Origin of the sequence: Rhizobium zaerense (genome assembly GCF_051810725.1) — a bacterium.
In the GTDB taxonomy this organism is placed as follows: Bacteria; Pseudomonadota; Alphaproteobacteria; order Rhizobiales; family Rhizobiaceae; genus Rhizobium; species Rhizobium leguminosarum_I.
Map to the genome: position 1 here is coordinate 283,773 of NZ_CM132690.1, position 20,040 is coordinate 303,812.

22 protein-coding genes are annotated in these 20,040 nt (G+C 61.4%); 8 read left to right on the forward strand and 14 right to left on the reverse strand.

Going from position 1 to position 20,040, the window contains the following annotated elements; translation table 11 throughout:
- Positions 1-36: 36 nt before the first annotated feature.
- Positions 37-873 (forward strand): tetratricopeptide repeat protein, encoded by an 837-nt coding sequence (locus ACS4RR_RS01465; RefSeq protein WP_456189613.1) that lies wholly within the window; start codon positions 37-39, stop codon positions 871-873.
- A 47-nt stretch (positions 874-920) separates the two neighbouring features.
- Here ACS4RR_RS01465 and ACS4RR_RS01470 read toward each other — a convergent pair whose 3' ends face one another.
- The 10 genes from ACS4RR_RS01470 to ACS4RR_RS01515 all read right to left on the reverse strand — a co-directional run bounded on the left by ACS4RR_RS01470 (position 921) and on the right by ACS4RR_RS01515 (position 10,705).
- Complete coding sequence (locus ACS4RR_RS01470; RefSeq protein ID WP_260109824.1) at positions 921-1,553, reverse strand: LysE family translocator; 633 nt, start codon at positions 1,551-1,553, stop codon at positions 921-923.
- Positions 1,554-1,747: 194 nt separating this feature from the next.
- Positions 1,748-2,734, reverse strand: coding sequence for a type II secretion system F family protein (locus tag ACS4RR_RS01475; RefSeq protein WP_260109823.1), 987 nt, complete (start codon positions 2,732-2,734; stop codon positions 1,748-1,750).
- Positions 2,735-2,749: 15 nt separating this feature from the next.
- Positions 2,750-3,757, reverse strand: coding sequence for a type II secretion system F family protein (locus tag ACS4RR_RS01480; protein ID WP_260109822.1), 1,008 nt, complete (start codon positions 3,755-3,757; stop codon positions 2,750-2,752).
- Between the two features lie 5 nt (positions 3,758-3,762).
- Positions 3,763-5,238 (reverse strand): TadA family conjugal transfer-associated ATPase, encoded by a 1,476-nt coding sequence (locus ACS4RR_RS01485; protein ID WP_260109821.1) that lies wholly within the window; start codon positions 5,236-5,238, stop codon positions 3,763-3,765.
- Between the two features lie 132 nt (positions 5,239-5,370).
- Entirely contained in the window at positions 5,371-6,648 is a 1,278-nt protein-coding gene (locus ACS4RR_RS01490) for a CpaE/TadZ family protein (protein WP_260109820.1), read from the reverse strand.
- Positions 6,649-6,662: 14 nt separating this feature from the next.
- Complete coding sequence (locus tag ACS4RR_RS01495; RefSeq protein WP_456189614.1) at positions 6,663-7,421, reverse strand: CpaD family pilus assembly protein; 759 nt, start codon at positions 7,419-7,421, stop codon at positions 6,663-6,665.
- On the reverse strand, positions 7,418-8,917 hold the full coding sequence (locus tag ACS4RR_RS01500; protein ID WP_260109818.1) for a type II and III secretion system protein family protein: 1,500 nt from the start codon (positions 8,915-8,917) through the stop codon (positions 7,418-7,420). Before ACS4RR_RS01500 ends, ACS4RR_RS01495 begins: the two co-directional genes overlap by 4 nt.
- 12 nt (positions 8,918-8,929) lie before the next feature.
- A complete protein-coding gene (gene cpaB / locus ACS4RR_RS01505) occupies positions 8,930-9,745 on the reverse strand; it encodes a Flp pilus assembly protein CpaB (protein WP_222248561.1) in 816 nt (271 codons plus the stop codon).
- A gap of 110 nt (positions 9,746-9,855) precedes the next feature.
- Positions 9,856-10,368, reverse strand: a complete 513-nt coding sequence (locus tag ACS4RR_RS01510; protein ID WP_260109817.1) for an A24 family peptidase — start codon at positions 10,366-10,368, stop codon at positions 9,856-9,858.
- Positions 10,369-10,492: 124 nt separating this feature from the next.
- Complete coding sequence (locus ACS4RR_RS01515) at positions 10,493-10,705, reverse strand: Flp family type IVb pilin (protein WP_456189615.1); 213 nt, start codon at positions 10,703-10,705, stop codon at positions 10,493-10,495.
- 380 nt (positions 10,706-11,085) lie between these two features.
- On the opposite strand from ACS4RR_RS01515, the gene ACS4RR_RS01520 reads away from it, so the two are divergent.
- From ACS4RR_RS01520 to ACS4RR_RS01550, 7 genes are all read left to right on the forward strand, one after another.
- Positions 11,086-11,496, forward strand: a complete 411-nt coding sequence (locus ACS4RR_RS01520; RefSeq protein WP_017966539.1) for a pilus assembly protein N-terminal domain-containing protein — start codon at positions 11,086-11,088, stop codon at positions 11,494-11,496.
- 114 nt (positions 11,497-11,610) lie between these two features.
- On the forward strand, positions 11,611-12,246 hold the full coding sequence (locus ACS4RR_RS01525) for a TadE/TadG family type IV pilus assembly protein (RefSeq protein ID WP_260109815.1): 636 nt from the start codon (positions 11,611-11,613) through the stop codon (positions 12,244-12,246).
- On the forward strand, positions 12,246-12,827 hold the full coding sequence (locus ACS4RR_RS01530; protein WP_260109814.1) for a TadE/TadG family type IV pilus assembly protein: 582 nt from the start codon (positions 12,246-12,248) through the stop codon (positions 12,825-12,827). Before ACS4RR_RS01525 ends, ACS4RR_RS01530 begins: the two co-directional genes overlap by 1 nt.
- Before the next feature lie 202 nt (positions 12,828-13,029).
- Entirely contained in the window at positions 13,030-14,250 is a 1,221-nt protein-coding gene (locus ACS4RR_RS01535) for a phosphopentomutase (protein WP_222292119.1), read from the forward strand.
- Positions 14,247-15,215 (forward strand): adenosine deaminase, encoded by a 969-nt coding sequence (locus ACS4RR_RS01540; RefSeq protein ID WP_260109813.1) that lies wholly within the window; start codon positions 14,247-14,249, stop codon positions 15,213-15,215. The genes ACS4RR_RS01535 and ACS4RR_RS01540 overlap by 4 nt, the downstream gene beginning before the upstream one ends.
- A gap of 106 nt (positions 15,216-15,321) precedes the next feature.
- Positions 15,322-15,951, forward strand: coding sequence for a uracil phosphoribosyltransferase (gene upp / locus ACS4RR_RS01545; protein WP_003544477.1), 630 nt, complete (start codon positions 15,322-15,324; stop codon positions 15,949-15,951).
- A 125-nt stretch (positions 15,952-16,076) separates the two neighbouring features.
- The gene (locus ACS4RR_RS01550) at positions 16,077-16,646 is read left to right on the forward strand and encodes a TIGR02281 family clan AA aspartic protease (protein WP_260109812.1); all 570 of its coding nucleotides are present in this window, start codon (positions 16,077-16,079) and stop codon (positions 16,644-16,646) included.
- A gap of 6 nt (positions 16,647-16,652) precedes the next feature.
- On the opposite strand, the gene deoA is transcribed toward ACS4RR_RS01550, so the two are convergent.
- The 4 genes from deoA to ACS4RR_RS01570 form a co-directional block, all read right to left on the reverse strand.
- On the reverse strand, positions 16,653-17,960 hold the full coding sequence (gene deoA, locus ACS4RR_RS01555) for a thymidine phosphorylase (RefSeq protein ID WP_260109811.1): 1,308 nt from the start codon (positions 17,958-17,960) through the stop codon (positions 16,653-16,655).
- A 1-nt stretch (position 17,961) separates the two neighbouring features.
- Positions 17,962-18,738, reverse strand: a complete 777-nt coding sequence (gene deoC, locus ACS4RR_RS01560; protein ID WP_260109810.1) for a deoxyribose-phosphate aldolase — start codon at positions 18,736-18,738, stop codon at positions 17,962-17,964.
- A 114-nt stretch (positions 18,739-18,852) separates the two neighbouring features.
- The gene (locus ACS4RR_RS01565; RefSeq protein ID WP_456189616.1) at positions 18,853-19,653 is read right to left on the reverse strand and encodes a purine-nucleoside phosphorylase; all 801 of its coding nucleotides are present in this window, start codon (positions 19,651-19,653) and stop codon (positions 18,853-18,855) included.
- Complete coding sequence (locus ACS4RR_RS01570; protein ID WP_162115540.1) at positions 19,650-20,039, reverse strand: cytidine deaminase; 390 nt, start codon at positions 20,037-20,039, stop codon at positions 19,650-19,652. The genes ACS4RR_RS01565 and ACS4RR_RS01570 overlap by 4 nt, the downstream gene beginning before the upstream one ends.
- Position 20,040: the final 1 nt, after the last annotated feature.

Here is a 20,040-nt window from a genome sequence, read left to right on the forward strand (position 1 = left end):
AGGTCAGGCGCCGATTTCGGAATCCAGGAACGCGCCATGCCTGCCTCGCTCACCACCATATTCACGAATCGTATCCTGCAGGGCGCCGCGGCCTCGCTGCTCGTCCTGGCACTCGCCGGCTGCTCGACGACCAAGGACCGGATGACGACAGGCTCGGTGCCGAAACTCACTAAGCCGGTTGACGAGATGGACGCGACCGAGCTGCGCTCGGCGACGGACCGGCTCGGCCAGGCCTATGAAAAGAACCCGCGTGATCCCATTACCGGCGTCAATTTTGCCAATCTGCTGCGCATGAACGGCCGCGACACACAGGCGCTCGCGGTCATGCAGCAGGTGGCGATTGCAAATCCCGGCGACCGCAACGTGCTGGCCGCCTACGGCAAGGCGCAGGCGGCGGCCGGCCAGTTCCAGCAGGCGCTCGACACGATCGGCCGCGCCCAGACACCCGACCGTCCGGACTGGAAGCTGGTCTCGGCCCAAGGCGCGATCCTCGACCAGATGGGCCGGGCAAGCGATGCCAGGCAGCGCTACCGCGACGCGCTCGACATCCAGCCGAACGAGCCCTCCATCCTTTCCAACCTCGGCATGTCCTACGTGCTGACCGGCGACCTGCGCACGGCCGAAACCTATCTGCGCTCCGCCGCCAGCCAGGCGACGGCCGACAGCCGCGTCAGGCAGAACCTTGCCCTCGTCGTCGGTCTGCAAGGACGTTTCCCGGAAGCCGAGCAGATCGCGCGGCGCGAACTTTCGCCGCAACAGGCCGATGCCAATGTCGCCTATCTCAGAGGCATGCTCTCACAGCCAAATTCCTGGCAGAAACTCGCCGCCAAGGACAAGACGCCGGGCGCAGCGGACGGCAGCAATACCAACTGACCGGATCTCCTCTGCGCTCGAGAGCGTCCGAAGTCACGTGCGACAGCCTATCGATCACTTACGCCCGCGAGAATGAGCCGGAGGCCGAGGCCGGCCATGACGACACCCGCGCTGCGGTCGATCCAGCTCTTGGCTGCAAGATAGAGCCGCCGCGGGTGGCGGGCCGAAAAAGCGAAGGCCACGATCGAATACCACCCCGCCTCCACGACGAAGACGCCGAGCGGCAGCGCGACGATGAGACTGAGCGGCACCGTCCTCGGTAAAAGTGCGGCAAAGATGCTGGCATAGACGATGATGGTCTTCGGGTTGCTGAGTTGGGTCAGCAGCGCGGTCATGAAGCTCAGCCTCGGCGCACAATTGCCGTTGACGGTGTCAGAGACCTCGAGCGGCCGACCGGCGCTCCTCCAGATATTGACTGCGATATAGACGAGATAGGCACCGCCTGCGACCTTCAGCAGGACATAGAGCCATTCGAACTGAGACAGCAGCGCCGTCAGCCCGGCAAGCGCCAGCACGGCAAAAACGACACCGCCAGCGCCCATGCCAAGTGCGGCCGCAAGGCCATCCAGCCTGGACCGCGAGATGGCGATCCTGGAGACGACGACGAAGCTCGGGCCAGGGCTCATCGCGCCGACGGCCAAGGCTGCCATGATGCTGATGAAAATGCCCGCAGAAGACATCGGAAACCTCTCTTTTGGATTGAACGAACATCAGGGGCGCCGCGGGGGGCGCCTGCGCTTGCCGATGGCCATTCACCCCATTTACCAGCTCTGCCGGCTGCGGTCACGCGCGTTTGCTGGTGGCTGATCGGACCGATGGTCCTTGATAAACATCGTCTTCCGCCGAAAGCGGTCGCCTTTTTCCGGCTCAACCGTCAGAACTTGTCTGCCACCTGAATGCCAGCCGGACCGAGAATGACGGCGATCAGCACCGGCAGAAAGAACAGGATCATCGGCACCGTCAGCTTCGGCGGCAGGGCGGCCGCCTTCTTTTCCGCCTCGTTCATCCGCTCGTCGCGTCCTTCCTGGGCGAGAACGCGCAGCGCCTGCGCGACCGGCGTGCCGTAGCGATCGGCCTGGATCAGCGCCTGCGTCACCGAACGCACCAGCTCGATCTGGGTGCGCGTGGCAAGATTTTCGAGCGCCACGCGGCGATCCGGCAGGAAGGAGAGCTCGGCCGTGGTCAGCACCATCTCCTCGGCGAGCGCCGGCGACTGTTCGCCGAGTTCTTCCGACACACGGCGCATCGCAGCCTCGATCGAGATGCCGGATTCGACGCAGATCAGCATCAGGTCCAGCGCATCCGGCCAGGCGCGCTTGATCGAGTGCTGGCGCTTGCCCATGCGGTTGGAGATATAGATGTTCGGGGCGTAGAAGCCGAGATAACCGACGCCGATGACGGCGAAGAGACGGATGGGCATGCCTCTTCCGGCGAGATTGCCGAGGCCGAAGACCCAGACGGCGGCAAGCGTCAGAAAAAGGAAGGGCAGCAGGAAACGCGCCACGAGAAAGGTATTCAGCGCATTTTCCGAGCGGAAACCGGCGGCACGCAGCTTATTGACCGTGTTTTCGTCGACCAGCGCCTTGCGCAGATTGAAGCGCTCGACGATCTGACGGACCGAGCGGTTGTTCTGGTTCCTGAGCGAGGCCTTGCCGGCGCCGGTTTCGGTGTTCATGCGGGCTCGTTCGCGGGCACGGATCTGCTCGCGCTCGGTCGAAACAGCCTTCATGCGCTTGTTCAAATCGCCGCGCTCGAAGAAGGGAATGGCGATCGTGTAAAAAGTCGCGAAGACGGCGATCGCTACGAAGAGCGCGATCAGCATGCTCGGATTGGTCAGCATTGCGGCAAGATCCTGCGACATGGTGCTTCCTTCCGGCTAGATGTCAAAATTGACCATGTTGCGCATGACGAAGATGCCGATCGACATCCAGATCGCCGAGAAACCCATGATGAGATGGCCGCGCGGGTCGGTGAAAAGGATCATCATGTAGTTCGGCGACGTCATGTAGACGAGGGTCGCGACGATGAAGGGCAGAGCGCCGATGATGACGGCCGATGCCTTGGCTTCCATCGACAGGGCCTGGACCTTGGCCTTCATCTTCCTGCGCTCGCGCAGCACCTTGGAGAGGTTGCCGATCGCTTCCGACAGATTGCCGCCAGCCTGCGATTGAATGGCGATAACGATGGCGAAGAAGTTGACTTCCTGGAGCGGCATGTGGATCGTCATGCGGGCGCAGGCGTCGGGGATGCTGAGGCCCACCTGCTGCGCCTCGATCACCCGCCGGAATTCGCTCTTGACCGGTTCTGTGCCTTCGGTGGCGATAAGGCGGATCGCGTCGTTGAGCGGCAGGCCCGACTTGATTGAGCGGGTGATGACGTCAAGCGCATTGGGAAGCTCGTTCAAAAACTTGGTCTGGCGGCGCTTGATCAGGAAGCCGAGAACCCAACGCGGCAGGCCAAGACCGGCGACGACGACGACACCGACCATGACCATCCACGATACACCAACGACGAAGGCGACGAGCAGCAGCACGCAAGCGAAGACGGCGCTGATGAGATAGAATTTCGCCACCGTGATCGCCAGGCCGGCCTGTACCAGCCGGGATTTCATCGACAAGGTTTTCTTGGTCTTTTCGTGCTGGCGCTTTTCCAGATCCTTCAGATTGTCCTGCACCGATTTGCGGCGCTTCGACAGCTCCTGCACCCGGTCACGGGCAGCCTTGACCTTGACCCGGTCGCTTTCGGCCGACTTGACGCGGTTGATGCGGCTTGCCGATTTCTTGTCGGCCTCGATTTTCGAAAACAACAGGGCATAGGCGACCGCCGCCGCGGAGACGGCGGCGAGGGCGACGATTGCCAGCACTGTGGGATCGAATCCGAACATCTCGCCTATTCCTTCGTCTTCGCTTCCATCGCGTCGAGGGCGGCGGCAAGACGCTTTTCCTCGTTGAAGTAGCGGGCGCGATCCCAGAAATGCGGCTTGCCGACGCCGGTCGACATGTGCCGGCCGATCAGGCGGCCGTTTGCATCCTCGCCTTCGATCTCATAGCGCATCAGATCCTGGGTGATAATGACGTCGCCTTCCATGCCGATCACCTCGGTGATCTGGGTGATGCGGCGCGAACCGTCACGAAGGCGTGCCGCCTGAATGACTACATCGACCGAGCTGGAAATGATCTCGCGCACGGTTTTTGCCGGCAGGGTAAAGCCGCCCATGGCGATCATCGATTCGATACGGCTCAGGCATTCGCGCGGCGTGTTGGCGTGGATGGTGCCCATCGAGCCGTCGTGACCGGTATTCATCGCCTGCAGCAGGTCGAAGACCTCCGGTCCGCGCACTTCGCCGACGATGATGCGCTCGGGACGCATACGCAGGCAGTTCTTGACGAGATCGCGCATGGTGATCTCGCCCTCGCCTTCGATATTCGGCGGGCGCGTTTCGAGACGGACGACATGCGGCTGCTGCAGCTGCAATTCGGCCGTATCCTCGCAGGTGATGACGCGCTCGTCCCTGTCGATATAATTGGTGAGGCAGTTCAGAAGCGTGGTTTTACCCGAGCCGGTGCCGCCTGAAATGACGACGTTGCAGCGCACACGTCCGATGATCTGCAGCACGGTTGCGCCTTCCGGCGTGATCGCGCCGAAACGAACGAGCTGATCGAGGGTCAGCTTGTCCTTCTTGAACTTGCGGATGGTGAGCGCCGGCCCGTCGATCGACAGGGGCGGCGCGATGACGTTGACGCGCGAGCCATCCGGCAGGCGGGCATCGCAGATCGGGCTCGATTCGTCGACACGGCGGCCGACCTGGCTGACGATGCGCTGGCAGATCGAGAGAAGCTGCGCATTGTCGCGGAAGCGGATCTCCGATTCGATCGTCTTGCCGCCGACTTCGATGAAGGTCTGACCGGCGCCGTTGACCATGATGTCGGCAATATCGTCGCGCGCGAGCAGCGGCTCCAGCGGGCCGTAACCCAGAACGTCGTTGCAGATATCCTCGAGCAGTTCCTCCTGCTCGGAGATCGACATCGCGAAGTTCTTGATGGTGATGATGTCGTTGACGATGTCGCGGATTTCCTCGCGCGCGCTTTCGCCGTCGAGTTTTGAGAGCTGCGAGAGATCGATGGTGTCGATTAGCGCCGAAAAGACCTGCGCCTTGGTGTCGTAATATTCATCGGTGCGGGCCGGGCGCTTGCGCGGCGGCGTCTGCATCGACGGTGGCGTCACCTGCTGGCGTGCGGGCTCACGCGAGGGTTCGACTAGAATCGACGGGGAAGAGGCCGCAGGGGTGGCGGCCGGAGCCGGCGGCGGGAGCGCAACGGCACCTCCGACCTTTCCGGAACCTTCGTTTCCGCGTTTTCCAAACATGCCACTCGATCCAATCTGCTCGTTCTAGGACATTTCCCGATCTCTCCGAGTCACGGAAATGCTCCATTTTATTGTTTTCACGCAATTCCGGAGGCAAAACCGCTGCCCACTTTTGCTGGAATTGCTCATCGTCTACTTGCGCTTCAGGAGGCCCATTAGGCCGCCCTTCTTCGCCTTCTTGATCGCGACACGGCCGGTCACGATGTGCGATATCTGCGAAAAGGTCTCCGCCGTCGGCGACTTCGGGTCGACTTCAGAGATCATCCGGCCGCTATTGGCAGCGTTGCCGAAGAGATTGATGTCGAAGGGAATGATCGCGATCGGATCGATTTCCAGCGGTTCACAAAAATCCGACGGCGAAATCTCCGGACGTTTCGGCATGCCGACCTGATTGAGGATGAGATGCGGCGGCCTGTCGTTCGGCCGCATCTTGCGCAACGCGTCCAGCATGTTCTTGGCGTTGCGCAGATTGGCGAGATCGGGAACCGCTGCGATGACCACCTCGTCGACGCTCGATAGCACCGAGCGCGTCCATTCCGACCATACATGCGGAACATCGAGCACGGTGACGGGCGCGCTGCGCTGCAGAACATCGAGCACCGGCTGGAAAGCCTGGCCATCGAAATCATAGGCACGGTCAAGCAGCGAGGGTGCCGCAAGCAAAGACAGATGCTCGGAACATTTCGTCAGCAGGCGGTCGAGGAAGACCTCGTCGAGACGATCGGGCGCGAAGACTGCTTCGGCGATGCCCTGGGCCGGATCCTGGTCGAAATCGATGTTCGCCGTACCATAGGGCAGGTCGAGATCGGCGAGGATCGTCTCGGTGGAGAAGAGATTGGAAATGCCGAAAGCGCAATTATGCGCGATGGTCGAGGCGCCGGTGCCGCCCTTTGAGCCTATGAAGGCGATGCTGCGACCGAGCGGCTCGGCGTCCGGATCGACGAAGATCGAGGCCATCGCCGCAAGGATATCGGGCATGGCGACGGGCTGAACCATATATTCGGAAATGCCATTGCGGATGAGCTCGCGATAAAGCCCGATATCGTTGTAATAACCGATAATGACGACTTTGGTCGTCGGATCGCAGACCGCGGCAAGCGGCGCGAGTTCGGCAAGCAGGTTCGCGGCATTCGCCTTGGTCTCGAGGATGATGAGGTTCGGTGTCGGGACGCCGGAAAACATATTGGCGGCAGCGGCGGTGCCGCCGCTGGTGATGCGCATGCTGACCTTCGCCACGCGCCGATCATTGGCGCAGCGTTCCATGACACGCTGCAGGGTCTCGCTCTCGCAGAAGGCGTGGACGGAGATGCGCGGCAGCGGCCTCATGTTTTCCAGATCCGCCATGCGCACCGCCTCCTCGGCATGGCGAAGCTCGCTGGGATTCCTGATTTCGTATTCGATCGCGCTCATGGTCTCGTTCCGCCTCAGAAGCCGCTGTTGCTGTCGGCAACATCTTCGATCGTCGATGTCGTCGTCCGGTATTCCTGGATGGCATTGTTGCGCCGCTGCGCGTCGATCGGGGTCATGCCGCGGGGTGCCACCAGATCCTCAGGATTGGCGATCTGGGCGGCCAGATTGTTCTGCGAGGCGCAGCCGAAATTATAGTAATTCTGGTTGCTCAAATCGTTCGAGATGTCCTTCGGCCACTGGCCGCATTGCGTGGTGACCGCGGTGGTGCCGGTAAAGCTCAGCCGGATCGGCGCCGCATCACCGGGGCCGGCCGCGGCATAGGAGGTGTTGACGATTTTCGAGCTTGCGATCCCCCGCGACGCCAGCTCGGCACGGACCTGATTGCGCAGTTGATAGGCTGCTGCCGAATTGGGCGAGCCTTGCGGCGACAGCACGTAAACAGGGCCTGAGGCGCGCGAGATGTAGTTTGCGGCAAAACCGCGGATAAGATCGCGCTGGGCGATGGTCAGGCGGCGATCGGTGGAGGCGACGGGTATATCAACCGTTTGCTCCGCCTCCGTCACGATGATCGGGTGGCGGGCGCGGTAATCGTCCGGAATGCCGCCGGTCGTCAGTTGGTCGTGCGGGCCGGCGCATCCGGAAAGGACGGCCATCGAAATGGCAGCCGTCGCAAAAAACGCCTTCGAGATTCCGAAGCGGGGTGTCGTCGAATTCATGTGGGCCATCGCCTGATCTCTGTTTTCTGCCATTGCTGCCGATCGTGTCCCGCTCATTTGTAGATGAACCCGATCGAGCCGTGGAACTGCGCGTCGGCGACGGGCGCCTCCCGGCGGCCATAGACCTTGTTGACACGGTTGAGGAAGAAGGTCGCACCGTCATTCTCAGGGCTGAAATTGTCGTCCGGCCGGTTGAGCTGATTGCGCGCCACCGGACGCACGAGATAGGGCGTTGCGATGATGACGAGTTCGGTTTCCTGACGCTCGAAACCCTTTTGGCGGAAGAGCGTGCCGAGCAATGGGATCTTCGAGACGCCGGGCGTGCCGCCCATCGTCTGGGAAATGTTGTCGCGGATCAGGCCGGCGAGCGCGATCGAACCGCCCGAGGGCAGCTCCACCGAGGTCTCCGCCGAACGGCGCTGATAGGTGGCGTTGCCGCTGCCGGCCACCGGTTCGGAGACATTGGTCTTGATCTGCAGGCTGATGCGTCCCGATGACAGCACGACCGGCTTGAAGGCGAGGTTGATACCGTAGTTAAACGGCACGACAGTGACGTTGCCGTTGCTGTCGGTCGTCGAATAGAGCTGCTGGCCGCCGGAATTGAAGGTCGCGGCCTGACCCGATATCGCCGTGAGCGTCGGCTCGGCGAGCGTCTTGACGACCTTGGCCTGCTCCAGCGCGTTGAGATACGTCGAAATGTCGTATTTGCCGATCGAGCTCTTGAAGAGCGCCGCCAGGCCGCCGCCAACCGTCGATGTGGCACTGTCAGTGCCGGGACTGCCGAGTTGGGCGACCGTTATGCCGGAGGAATTGGAAACGAGGTTGTCGAAGCCAAGCTGCTTCAGCACTTCGCGGCGGACCTCGGCGATCGTCACCTTGAGAGTGACCTGGTCCTCGCCCTCGATCTGGAGAAGATTGACGACCTGCGAGGCCTGACGGTTTTCGGCAAAGAGCGCCACCGAGCTATCGCCACCGGTGCCGGATGCGGTCTCGGTTCTGGTCGTCGCCTCGCCGCCCTTCAGGAAAACCTGCGCCAGATCGGCCGCCTGCGTGGCGTCCTGCGGCGTGCGCACGGTGCCGGTCAGCACGATGTTATCGGAGACGATTTCGACCTTGATGTTGGAGTCCGGAATGAAGCGGCGGAGATTGACTTCGAGGCCGGAGACGTCGCGTTCGATCTCGATGTCGAGATTGACGATCTCCTGTCCACCGGCACCGAAGACGAAGATATTGGTCTGGCCGACCTTCTTGCCGAACAGGTAGATGCGCCGCGAGGTACGGGTCACGGCATCGGCCATGGTCGGATCGGAGACGAGGATATCGTGCGCGTCGTCCGGCAGATCGACGACGACGGCCTTGTTGAGCCCGAGCTTCAATCGGCGATGGGCATTGGGGCCAGTCTGAGAGATCCGGACCAGGCTATCGGAATCGGCGTGCGCCTCGCCTGCGCCGAGAAGCGGGGAGAAAGAGGTCGGAACGATACCGGAGACGCCGATTGCCAGCCAAAGGCAGCCTGTCAGGAGAGGTCCGGCGCGCCGCGTTGAATTGCCCATTTGCACGTTCTCTTACTCCGCCTTCGGTGCTGCGCTGGCATCCGTGACGATGGCGCCCGATTTGATGACCTGGATGATCGCACTGCCGTTGTCACCGCTCAGCAGATAGTCGGCGGCACTTGTATCCTGCTCCTGCGCATCGGCGACCGAGCGCAGCGCGAGCGACAGCCGGTCCGCCATCTGCTGGGCGACAGCGAGAACCTTCGTTTGATCAGGGGTGAGCTCGAGCGTCGCGGTCGTGCCGACCACCGATTTCGAGCCGTCGTCCTTTTCCTGGATCTGTTGGTCGATGGCGAGAACGCGAACATTGCTCAGCACGGTTTCGGTAATGAGCTTGGCGGCTTCGGTGCCCTTGCGGACCATGATGACATCGACGCGGTCATTCGGCAGGATGAAACCGCCGGCACCTGTTGCCACCGATATCTCGGTCGCGACGGCACGCTTGCCGGCCGGCAACAGCGAGGAGAGGATGCGGCTGCTGGAATCGGCGATCTTTTCCGGCCGGATCGGTTCGCCCTCGAAGATCGGCAGACGCACGACGGCGCCCTGCAGATCCTTGATCGCATCCGGCTTGTCGGCTTCGGTGATGAGGCCCTGGACGACGCCGCCCTGCGGCCAGGCCATCCAGTGCACCAATTTGTCGTCCAGCCTTGCGCCGACCGGCAGATTGGCGCTTGAAACGAGGACGTTGACGGTCGGTTCCTTCTCGACCACCGAGCGGACCTGGGTGACGACACCGCCACTGCCCGCCATGCGCATTGCCAGGAGGCCGGCGAGGCCGGCTGCCACCACGGCGACAGCTAGGATTATAAGGCGGGCCGGTTTCATCGATCATTCCTCAGGGCACGATATGTTCGCCCTGTAGAATGCTCAGCAATTGGTGTAATTATGGTTAATAGAACGCTTACATTTTAAGTTAACGGGCATTTAAAATGCCGTTATTTCAGGCTTTCCAGCGCGACGAGAAAAAGCGGCGAGGAAGGGAAGGCCATGAAACCGCCGATCGCGATCGCGATGCCATAGGGGATCTTCTTGGCGAGCAGCAAAGAGCTCGGCACCGGCAGCCCGATGGCGAGGATCGTGTTCGTTTGCGTTCTCACCAGCAGGATCAACAAGGTGATGAGGCCGCCGACCGCTGCGACGTCGGTCATCAGGAATGCAAGGGATTGGTTCAGACCGAACCAGAGCGCGGTAGCGCTCAGCAGCTTGGCGTCGCCGCCGCCCATCACATTGAAGGCAAAAAGGGCAAAGCAGGCGCCAAAGACGATGGCGGCAGCAACAAGATGCATGCCGATCGCCTCCAGGCTCAGGCCGGAGAGCGGCGCAAGCAGGAGGAAAGAGACAACAAGGATCAGGGAAACGCGGTTCGGGATCGTCATGGTGAACAGATCCGAGACAGCCGCGATGGCGAGGCAGAGTGGCAGTATTACGAAGACTGCAGCTGCGATCATGCGTATACCCGATTGTGACTTGATGCGAAAAGGCTCACGGCCGTTCAGCCTGTGAGCCCGCTCAATAGCTGGCCGGAGCAAATCCGGCCGGCGTTTTCCAGACGCCGCTTAGCGACACCCTATCTTACGGAGACGGAGTGGTGGTGGTGGTGCCAGCAGCGTGGGTGGCGGCGTCATCCATCCGGTCGCTCAAGTTGTTGAACGTGTCGCCGATCTTGGTGCCGAGGGTTGTTGCGCCGGTGATGAGCGCTACGGAAATGAGAGCGGCAATCAGGCCGTATTCGATTGCGGTCGCGCCGGATTTGTCCTTCAGAAAACGGCTAAAAAGCTTGGTCATGGTAACTCCTAACTCCAGTTGATGTTCAGCACGTCCGCCAACTGTTTGCCGTTGATCGGATGACTGCAACCTAGCGAATGGCCGTTTCCATCGGCTTAAGGAAAAGAGTTAACGACATGTGAATGAGACAATAGGCCTTTGTAGAGTCAGTATTTTCTTACGCACTTACCTCAATATTTAACAATATTCTTGGAATAACTGCTGCATTCATCCGGAAATAGCACAAATTCCGCCTCCAACCGAAGCGTGCGTCGTCCTGAAATCGTGCCGAATTGGAGCATTACGCTTCATCCTGGAACAGAGCGGCGGGCTTAAGGCTTCGTTCACCATTTTTTTCCATTCTATGTGCATATTGCGCTGTGATCGTGAAAGAGGACCAAATGTCATCAAGCGGCAAAACCATTTTCTTTGCCGGCATGATCGCCGCTTTCGGTGTTTCGGGAGTTTCCGCGGCCGCAGACGACGACATGCTGCGCGTCTACATGGATCACGCGCGCGTGCTGAAGCTCGATCGTCCCGTCAGCAAGGTGATCGTCGGCAATGCCAAGGTCGCCGATGCGACGGTCGCCGACGCCAAGACCATCGTACTGACAGGCCGCAGTTTCGGCACCACCAATCTGGTGCTTCTCGATGCCGACGGCAATGCGATCCTCGACGAGCGCATCCTGGTGTCGATCGACGAAGGCAATACGGTGCGTGTCTACCGGCAGACCGAGCGCTCCGTGCTGTCCTGTACGCCGAATTGCGAGCAGCATGCGCAGCAAGCAGCCACCGCGACCGCCTCACCCTGAGCATATCTCGGAGCTTTCTCGACCATTCGTTAAAATCGTCGTGTCAGGCTGAAACGGAAAATCAACGAACGGATCCTAGTGTGACGGACGAAGAATGTCGCTTAGGTCCAGGCAATGACGGTAATTGATCAGAAGACGGATAAGGGGCGCGCCTTTACGCCATTCCGTTTCTTACGGTTTCGCGCTCTCGCCCGCTCGCGCGAGGGTGCTGCGGCGATCGAATTCGCCCTGCTTGCCATTCCCTATTTCCTGGTGATTTTCGCAATCCTCGAAACTTTCGTCGCCTTCGCCGCCGAGGAACTCGTCTCCAACGGCGTTGACTCGATGAGCCGCCGGATGCGAACCGGGCAGATCACCTACAATCTCGGCCGCACGACCGATATGAACCGGGCGCAATTCCGCCAGGCTTTCTGCGACGAGATCTCGATCCTGATCCGCTGCTCGGCGAGCGAAGTCGCCACTCCAAGCAAGCTCTACCTGGATGTGCAGACGTTCAGCGCGTTTTCGGCCATTCCGACGACGATCCCCAAACTTTCCACCGACAAATATGCCGACATCAATACAGCGGCCTTTAAATATGCGCCGGGCGGCGCCGGCACGATCAACATGGTCCGCGCCTATTACCGCTGGGAAATCATCACGGATCTGGTCCGGCCCTATATCACCACGATACGTCCCTCCGACGGTTCGATGCCGAGCCAATATCTGATCGTCGCGACCGCGGCCTTCCAGAACGAGCAGTATCCATAATGGCGTTGCGCAACCCGTTCACCAGATTGGTCCTGACGGCGCGGCGACTCATCCGAGACCGCAAGGGCGCCGGAGCGATCGAATTCGCGATCCTCTTTCCCGTGCTCATCATGCTCTATATTGGTGCCTTCGAGATCACGATCGGCCTCAGCGTCAGCAAGCGCGTGACACGCGCCGCAGGAACGGTGGCCGACCTCATCACCCAGCAGCAATCCGTCACGAAGAGCGCGCTCGCGCAGATGCCGTCGGTCGCAACGGCGATCTTCGTGCCCTACAATTCGACGTCGCTGACGCTGAAGATCACCGGGGTTACCATCGATGCCGGCGCCAATGCCAAGGTGCTCTGGTCCTGGGCGCAGGACGGGACGGTGCCCTATGCCAAGAACGCCACAGTGAGCAACGTGCCATCGGACATGAAGACGGCGAACAGCTTCCTTGTCCGCACCGAGCTCAGCATCCCCTATACGATGTTCCTGTTTGCCCCGAACTTCATGCCGGACGGCATGCGCACGATCACCATCGGGCGCAGTTATTTCTACCGCCAGCGGCAAGGCGACTCGATTCCCTGCGGCGACTGCTGACGGCCCCTTCCCGCTCTTGTCTGCTGAATAACTCCTAAATCGAAATCGATTGAGGGGTTATTCAGCAATTCAAAGTGTTACGGCGTCGTCTGAAAAAGACGCGCGGCGCAGTAATTTGCCAAGCCGGCCGCGGCATTATATGGCTGGATCTCAGCCGCCTCCGACATTCCAGAGGCCGGCGATCGGCTTTCTCGGGTGTAAAATGGCGCGTGCCTTTCTTTTCGTTCTGGATTCCTTCGGCATTGGCGGAGCGCCGGATGCGGCGGCCTATGGCGACGAAGGCGCTGATACGCTCGGCCATATCGCCGAGTTTTGCGCAGCCGGAGCCGGGGACCGCGCCGGATTGCGCGAAGGGCCGCTTTCCCTGCCCAACATGTCGGAACTCGGGCTGATGCATATCGCCCGGTCCGCTTCCGGCCGGTTTCCGGCCGGCATGCCCGTCCCGGAGAAGGTCTACGGTATTTATGGCGCCGCCACTGAAATCTCCCGTGGCAAGGATACGCCATCAGGTCATTGGGAGATCGCGGGGACACCTGTCAGTTTCGATTGGGGTTATTTCCCGACAGAGGGCGACGCCTTTCCTCAGGAATTCATCGAGACATTGTGCAGGGAGGCTGATGTGCCCGGCATCCTCGGCAACTGCCATGCCTCGGGAACGGAGATCATCGCCCGGCTCGGCGAGGAGCATATCCGCACCGGCAAGCCGATCTGCTACACCTCCTCGGATTCGGTCTTCCAGGTCGCGGCGCACGAGGTGCATTTCGGCCTCGATCGTCTGCTCGCCTTCTGCCGTTTGGCCCGGGGACTGCTCGATCCCTACAATATTGGCCGAGTCATTGCCCGGCCCTTTGTCGGCCAGTCTACCTCTTCCTTCCAGCGCACCGGAAACCGGCGCGACTTTTCCGTGCTGCCGCCGGAACCGACGCTGCTCGACCGTCTTATCGAGCACGGACGGCACGTGCATGCTGTGGGAAAGATCGGCGACATCTTTGCGCATCAGGGCATTTCCAGGGTCATCAAGGCGAACGGCAACGAGGCGCTGATGGATGCGTCGCTTTCGGCGATCGACGAGGCTGAGGATGGCGATCTCGTCTTCACCAATTTCGTCGATTTCGACATGATCTACGGCCATCGCCGCGATGTGCCGGGTTATGCCGCGGCACTCGAAGCCTTCGATGCGCGCTTGCCCGAAGTCCACAAGAAACTGAAGCCCGGCGATCTCGTCGTGCTCACCGCCGATCATGGCTGCGATCCGACCTGGCGCGGCACGGACCATACGCGCGAGCGCGTGCCTGTTATCGCCTACGGCCCCAGCATCCGGTCGCGTTCGATCGGCGTGCGCCGCAGCTATGCCGATATCGGCGAGAGCATCGCCCGGCATCTCGGCATCCCGGCCGGACCGCACGGAAGGAGTTTTCTGTGACATCGCATTTGAAGAAGGTCGAACTGCACTGCCATCTGGAGGGTGCGGCCCCTCCAGCTCTGACCGCGGCGCAGGCGCGGAAATACGGCGTCGACATCAGCGCCGCGCTTCGCGACGGAGCCTATGTCTGGCATGACTTCGCAAGCTTCCTCGAATGTTACGACAAGGTTTCCGAGGTCTACAAGACCGAGGAGGACTATGCGCTTCTGACCGAAACCTATCTCGACGAACTGGCCGGCATCAATACGATCTACAGTGAGCTCATCGTTTCGCCCGATCACGGCAAGCGCATCGGGCTGGGCGCCGATGCCTATATATCAGGTATCTGCGAAGGCATCCGGCGGGCCAAGGAAAAGAGCGGCATCGAGGCTCGGCTGATCGTCACCGGCGAGCGGCATTTCGGTCCGGAGAGTGTGATCGGTGCTGCCGAATATGCGGCAAAGGCCGGCAATCCCTTGATTACCGGCTTCAACCTTGCCGGCGAGGAACGCATGGGGCGCGTCGCCGATTATATCAGAGCCTTCGATATCGCCCGCGATGCCGGCCTCGGACTGACCATCCATGCCGGCGAGGTTTGTGGCGCCTTCAGCGTCGCCGACGCGCTCGACGCGGTGCGCCCCTCGCGCATCGGCCATGGGGTGCGCGCCATCGAGGATCTCGATCTGGTGAAGCGGCTTGCCGATCTCGGCACCGTGCTCGAGATCTGCCCAGGCTCCAATATCGCGCTCGGGGTCTTTCCCGATTTCGCCTCCCATCCGCTGCGCCATCTGAAGGAAGCAGGCGTGCGGGTGACGATCAGCTCAGACGATCCGCCTTTCTTCCATACCTCACTCAAGCGAGAATACGAGCTTGCCGCCGGGGCTTTCGGCTTCGGCGACGCGGAGATCGACGCCATGACGCGCACGGCGATCGAGGCGGCCTTCGTCGACGAGGAGACGCGGAAGGTCTTGCTCGCCCGGCTTTAGAAGACTAGAGAGACTGGGGAAGATCGACGCAAATTGACCGCCACTCTTGCGGTCGGGCCGATTTCCGTGAAAGAAACATCCGATAGAAAGAATGAAAGGCTTCCCCATGGACGGCGTCACGGTCATCGATCATCCGCTTGTGCAGCACAAGCTCACCATCATGCGGCGCAAGGAGACATCGACGGGAAGTTTCCGGCGCTTGCTGCGCGAAATCTCGACCCTGCTCTGCTACGAGGTGACCCGCGATCTCGAATTGACGATGGAAACGATCGAGACGCCGCTGCAGACGATGGAGTCGCCGATCCTCGAGGGCAAGAAGCTGGTCTTCGCCTCGATCCTGCGCGCCGGCAACGGGCTGCTCGAAGGCATGCTCGATCTCGTGCCTTCCGCCCGAGTCTCACATATCGGCGTCTACCGCGACCACGAGACGCTGCAGCCGGTCGAATATTATTTCAAGGCGCCGGAGGACGTGGCCGAGCGCCTGATCATCGTCGTCGACCCGATGCTTGCGACCGGCAATTCCTCGATCGCGGCGATCGACAAACTCAAGGAACGCGGCGCCCACAATATCCGCTTCCTCTGCCTGCTTGCCGCCCCGGAAGGCATCCGCAACTTCCGCGCCGCGCATCCCGATGTTCCGGTTTTCACCGCATCGATCGACAGTCATCTCAACGAGAAGGGCTACATCATGCCCGGCCTCGGCGATGCCGGCGACCGCATGTACGGCACCAAGTAATTTCAGCCTTCCTTTACCAAATGGAAAGACTTTAAGGCCCGGTGGTTCGATCCTGGCCTATTGTCGTCGATCTTAGCAACTTGTCAGCACTTGAGGTTTAGGAAGCCTGAAGCATGAGGCCCCGCATGAAGCGGGGTTTATACAGGAAGGATTTCTGTTTCATGCTCGTGCGTACCGTCCTATTCGCCAGCATCGCCGCGGTGCTCGCCACACAGGTGCCTTCCTTCTTCGGAAGCACCAGCCAGCAACCCGCTGACACTCTCTCCGCCAATTACGTATCGACCGAAAGCAATGAGCCCGCAGTCCCCGCGCCCGTATCCAGCAGCAATGCGATCCGCCTGCAGGCCGATGCGCAGGGCCATTATACCGGCAGCTTCAAGATCAACGGCAAGCCGGTGCAGGGCCTGATCGATACCGGCGCCACCTATGTGGCGCTCAACGAGACTCTCGCCCGCCGACTGGGCTTCACGGCCAACCAGCTCGATTTCCGCTATGGGGTGAACACCGCGAACGGCCAGACGAAGGCCGCGCATGTGACACTCGACCGGGTCGAAATCGGCGGTATTCGCGTCCGCGATGTCGAAGCCTTCGTCCTGAGGGACGATGCGCTGACGACGACGCTGGTCGGCATGAGCTTCCTACAGAAGCTCGCCTCCTATTCCGTCGCCGACGGTTCGCTCAGCCTCAAGCAGTAAACCGTTTTAGACCAGCCCCGCAATCACCGGTGTCAACTCCGGCTTGTCGTGGGTGATGCGGTAGTGCGTGGCAAGTGCTGTCGCCGCCCTCTCCGCCGCGGTGTCGTCAGCGGCGTGAACGAGAGCGATCGGTTCACCTGCGTTTACGCGGGTGCCGAGCGGCAGGAGTTCGGAAAAGCCGACGCGATGGTCGATCCGGTCCGCCGGATGGCGTCTTCCGCCGCCGAGGTCGATGACACTGACGCCGATACCGCGCGCATCGCAGGCGGCAAGCCAGCCGGACCGGGGGGCCGGGACAGGTTTTTCCACAGGTGCCCTGGCCAGATATTGGTCGGGGTTTTCGATGAGATCGGCCGGGCCGCCGAGCATCGACACCATGCGCGCGAAGACCTCTGCCGCCTTTCCCGATGCCAGAGCTCGACGCGCCATCGTCTCGGCTTCATCAGACGAAGCGGCAATGCCGGATTTCACCAGCATTTCGGCGGCGAAGGCGAGAACGACGGTCTCAAGCCGCGTGTCCTTTTTTCTACCCGCCAGGAAATCCAGGCAATTGCGCAGCTCGACGGCATTGCCGGCACTATCGGCAAGCGGCTGGTTCATGTCGGTGATCAGGGCCGAGGTCTTCACGCCTGCGCCATTGGCCACCTCGACCAGCGACTGCGCGAGGATCTCCGCCTGGCCGCGGTCGGCCATGAAAGCGCCGTTGCCGACCTTGACGTCGAGCACCAGCGTCTCGAGCCCGGCCGCAAGTTTCTTCGAGAGGATAGAAGCGGTGATGAGGGGGATGGAATCGACAGTGGCGGTCACGTCGCGCACGGCATAGAGCCTGCCGTCGGCGGGCGCCAAGGTCCCGGTCTGACCGATGATGGCGCATCCCGCCTCCTTCACGACCTTGTGGAACAGATCCGCATCCGGGGAAATCATATAGCCGGGAATGGATTCGAGCTTATCCAGCGTGCCGCCGGTGTGGCCGAGGCCGCGCCCGGAGATCATCGGAACGGCAAGGCCGCAGGCAGCAGCGATCGGCGCCAGCATCAGCGAAACATTGTCGCCGACGCCGCCGGTCGAATGTTTGTCGGCGATCGGGCGGTCGATATCGGCCCATTGCAGCCTGTCGCCGGAATCGGCCATCGCCAGCGTCAGGGCCACGATTTCGGCCCGCGACATGCCCTTGAACCAGACGGCCATGGCGAACGCGCCGATCTGGCCTTCCGACAATTGGCCGGCAGCCAACGCAGCGATGAAGGAGCTGATATCGGCGGCGTCGAGTTCGTCGCCATCGCGCTTGCGCCGGATGATCTCCTGCGGGATCATTTCAATAGCTCGATGCTGCAGCCGGTGCCGACTGTGTTCCGCTCAGAACCGCCAGGATATCGTCGAGCAGGCCGGAAGCGCCGAAGCGGAACGTCGACGGCATCGCCCAGTCCGGCGTCATGATGGTTTCGGCAAGGCTCAAATAGAGTGCGGCATCCGCCACCGAGCCGATGCCGCCGGCCGGCTTGAAGCCGACCTTGCGGCCGCTCTCACGGATGGCGCGGATCATGATGTCGGCGGCTTCGAGCGTCGCGTTGACGGCGACCTTGCCGGTGGAGGTCTTGATGAAATCTGCGCCGGCCTCAATGGCGAGTTCAGAGGCATGGCGGATCAATGCCGCATCCTTCAACTCGCCGGCCTCGATGATGACTTTCAGCAGGACGGAGCCGGTGCATTCGGCGCGCACGGCCTTGACCATGTCGGTCACCGCCTTCTCATTGCCGGCGAGCAGCTTGCGGTAGGGGATGACCAGATCGATCTCATCGGCGCCATCGGCAATTGCCTCACGCGCTTCGGCGGCGACATCGGCCACTTCCATATCGCCCGAGGGGAAGTTGACGACGGTCGCGATGCGCACGGCATGGCCGGTGCCGAGGATGTTGCGCGCCTGGGCGACGAACCGCGGCCAGATGCAGATCGCAGCGCTGTTGCCGTAGGGCGTCTGTGCACGGGCGCAGAGCATCTCGATCTGCGCCTCGGTGCAATCGTCCTTCAAATTGGTGAGATCGAGAAGGGAAAGGGCGACAGCCGCAGTCTCCCGGTTGGAATGGCTATTCATCTTCGCTTCCTCTCGAGCATGATGTCGAAAAGTGTGGGCGGTTTTCAGACGACATCATGCTTTAACTATTTAACTTAGAACAGGATTCAGATTTTAGGCCGACCCGGCCCAAAATCATCCTGTTCCAGCCGCAATCATGTCTTTCAAGATGGCGGCGAGACGGGCGCCGCCGATGGGCGCCATGTCCTTGGTTTCTTCATGGCTGAGTTCGTTGCCGGTCATGCCTGCTCCATAGTTGGTGATAACGGAGGCGGCTGCAACCCTCAGGCCCAGCATTCTTGCGATGATCACCTCGGGCACCGTCGACATGCCGACGGCATCGGCGCCGAGGATGCGCGCCATGCGGATTTCGGCCGGGGTTTCGAAGCTTGGACCGGAGAACCACATATAGACACCCTTCGCCAGCTCGATTTCAAGCTTTGCCGCTGCCCTCTGCATCGCCGCGGCAAGGCCCGCATCATAGGCATTGGTCATGCCGACGAAACGGTGATCGCTTTCCTCGCCGATCAGCGGGTTCATGCCGGAATAGTTGATGTGATCGGTGATCTGCATCACCGAACCGGGCGGCATGTCGTCACGCAGCGATCCCGCCGAATTGGTCAGGATCAGCGCTTCGACGCCGAGCGCCTTCAGCACCTCGATCGGCAGGCGCATGGCGTTGGCATCGCCCTTCTCGTAATAATGCACGCGGCCGGAGAGCATGATAACGGGCACGCCGCCGAGGCGGCCGGCGACGACTTCGCCGGCATGGCCGGAGACGGCGCTGACGGGAAAGCCCGGCAGGTCGCGATAGGGAACACGCACGGCGCCATCGAGCTCACCGACAAGGGAGCCGAGACCGGAGCCGAGGATGATGCCGTGGCGCGGCTTGATGCCCCCGAGCAATGCGGCGAGCAGGCTGACCGTCGCCTTCATCCGAGTTCCGTTTCGAAGCTGAAGGGAAGAAGCTCTTCCATCGTCATGGTCTTCTTCACGCCCGCCTCATCGCAGAGGTAGATCTTCGTCTCCTTGGAGGCAAATTCGGAGATCTTCTGACGGCAGCCGCCGCAGGGCGGGCAGAGCGGCAGTTTTTCGGCAATGACGGCCATTTCGACGATCGTCTTTGCGCCGCCCATGATCATGGCGCCGATCGCCGTCGGCTCGGCACACCATCCTTGCGGAAAGGAGAGATTTTCGATGTTGGCGCCGGTATAGACCTTACCGTCCTCGGCGCGGATCGCCGCACCGACCGGGAATTTCGAATAGGGCGCATGCGCAAAAGCCATGGCGCCGCGGGCGGCTTCGAACAGGTCGTGAGACATA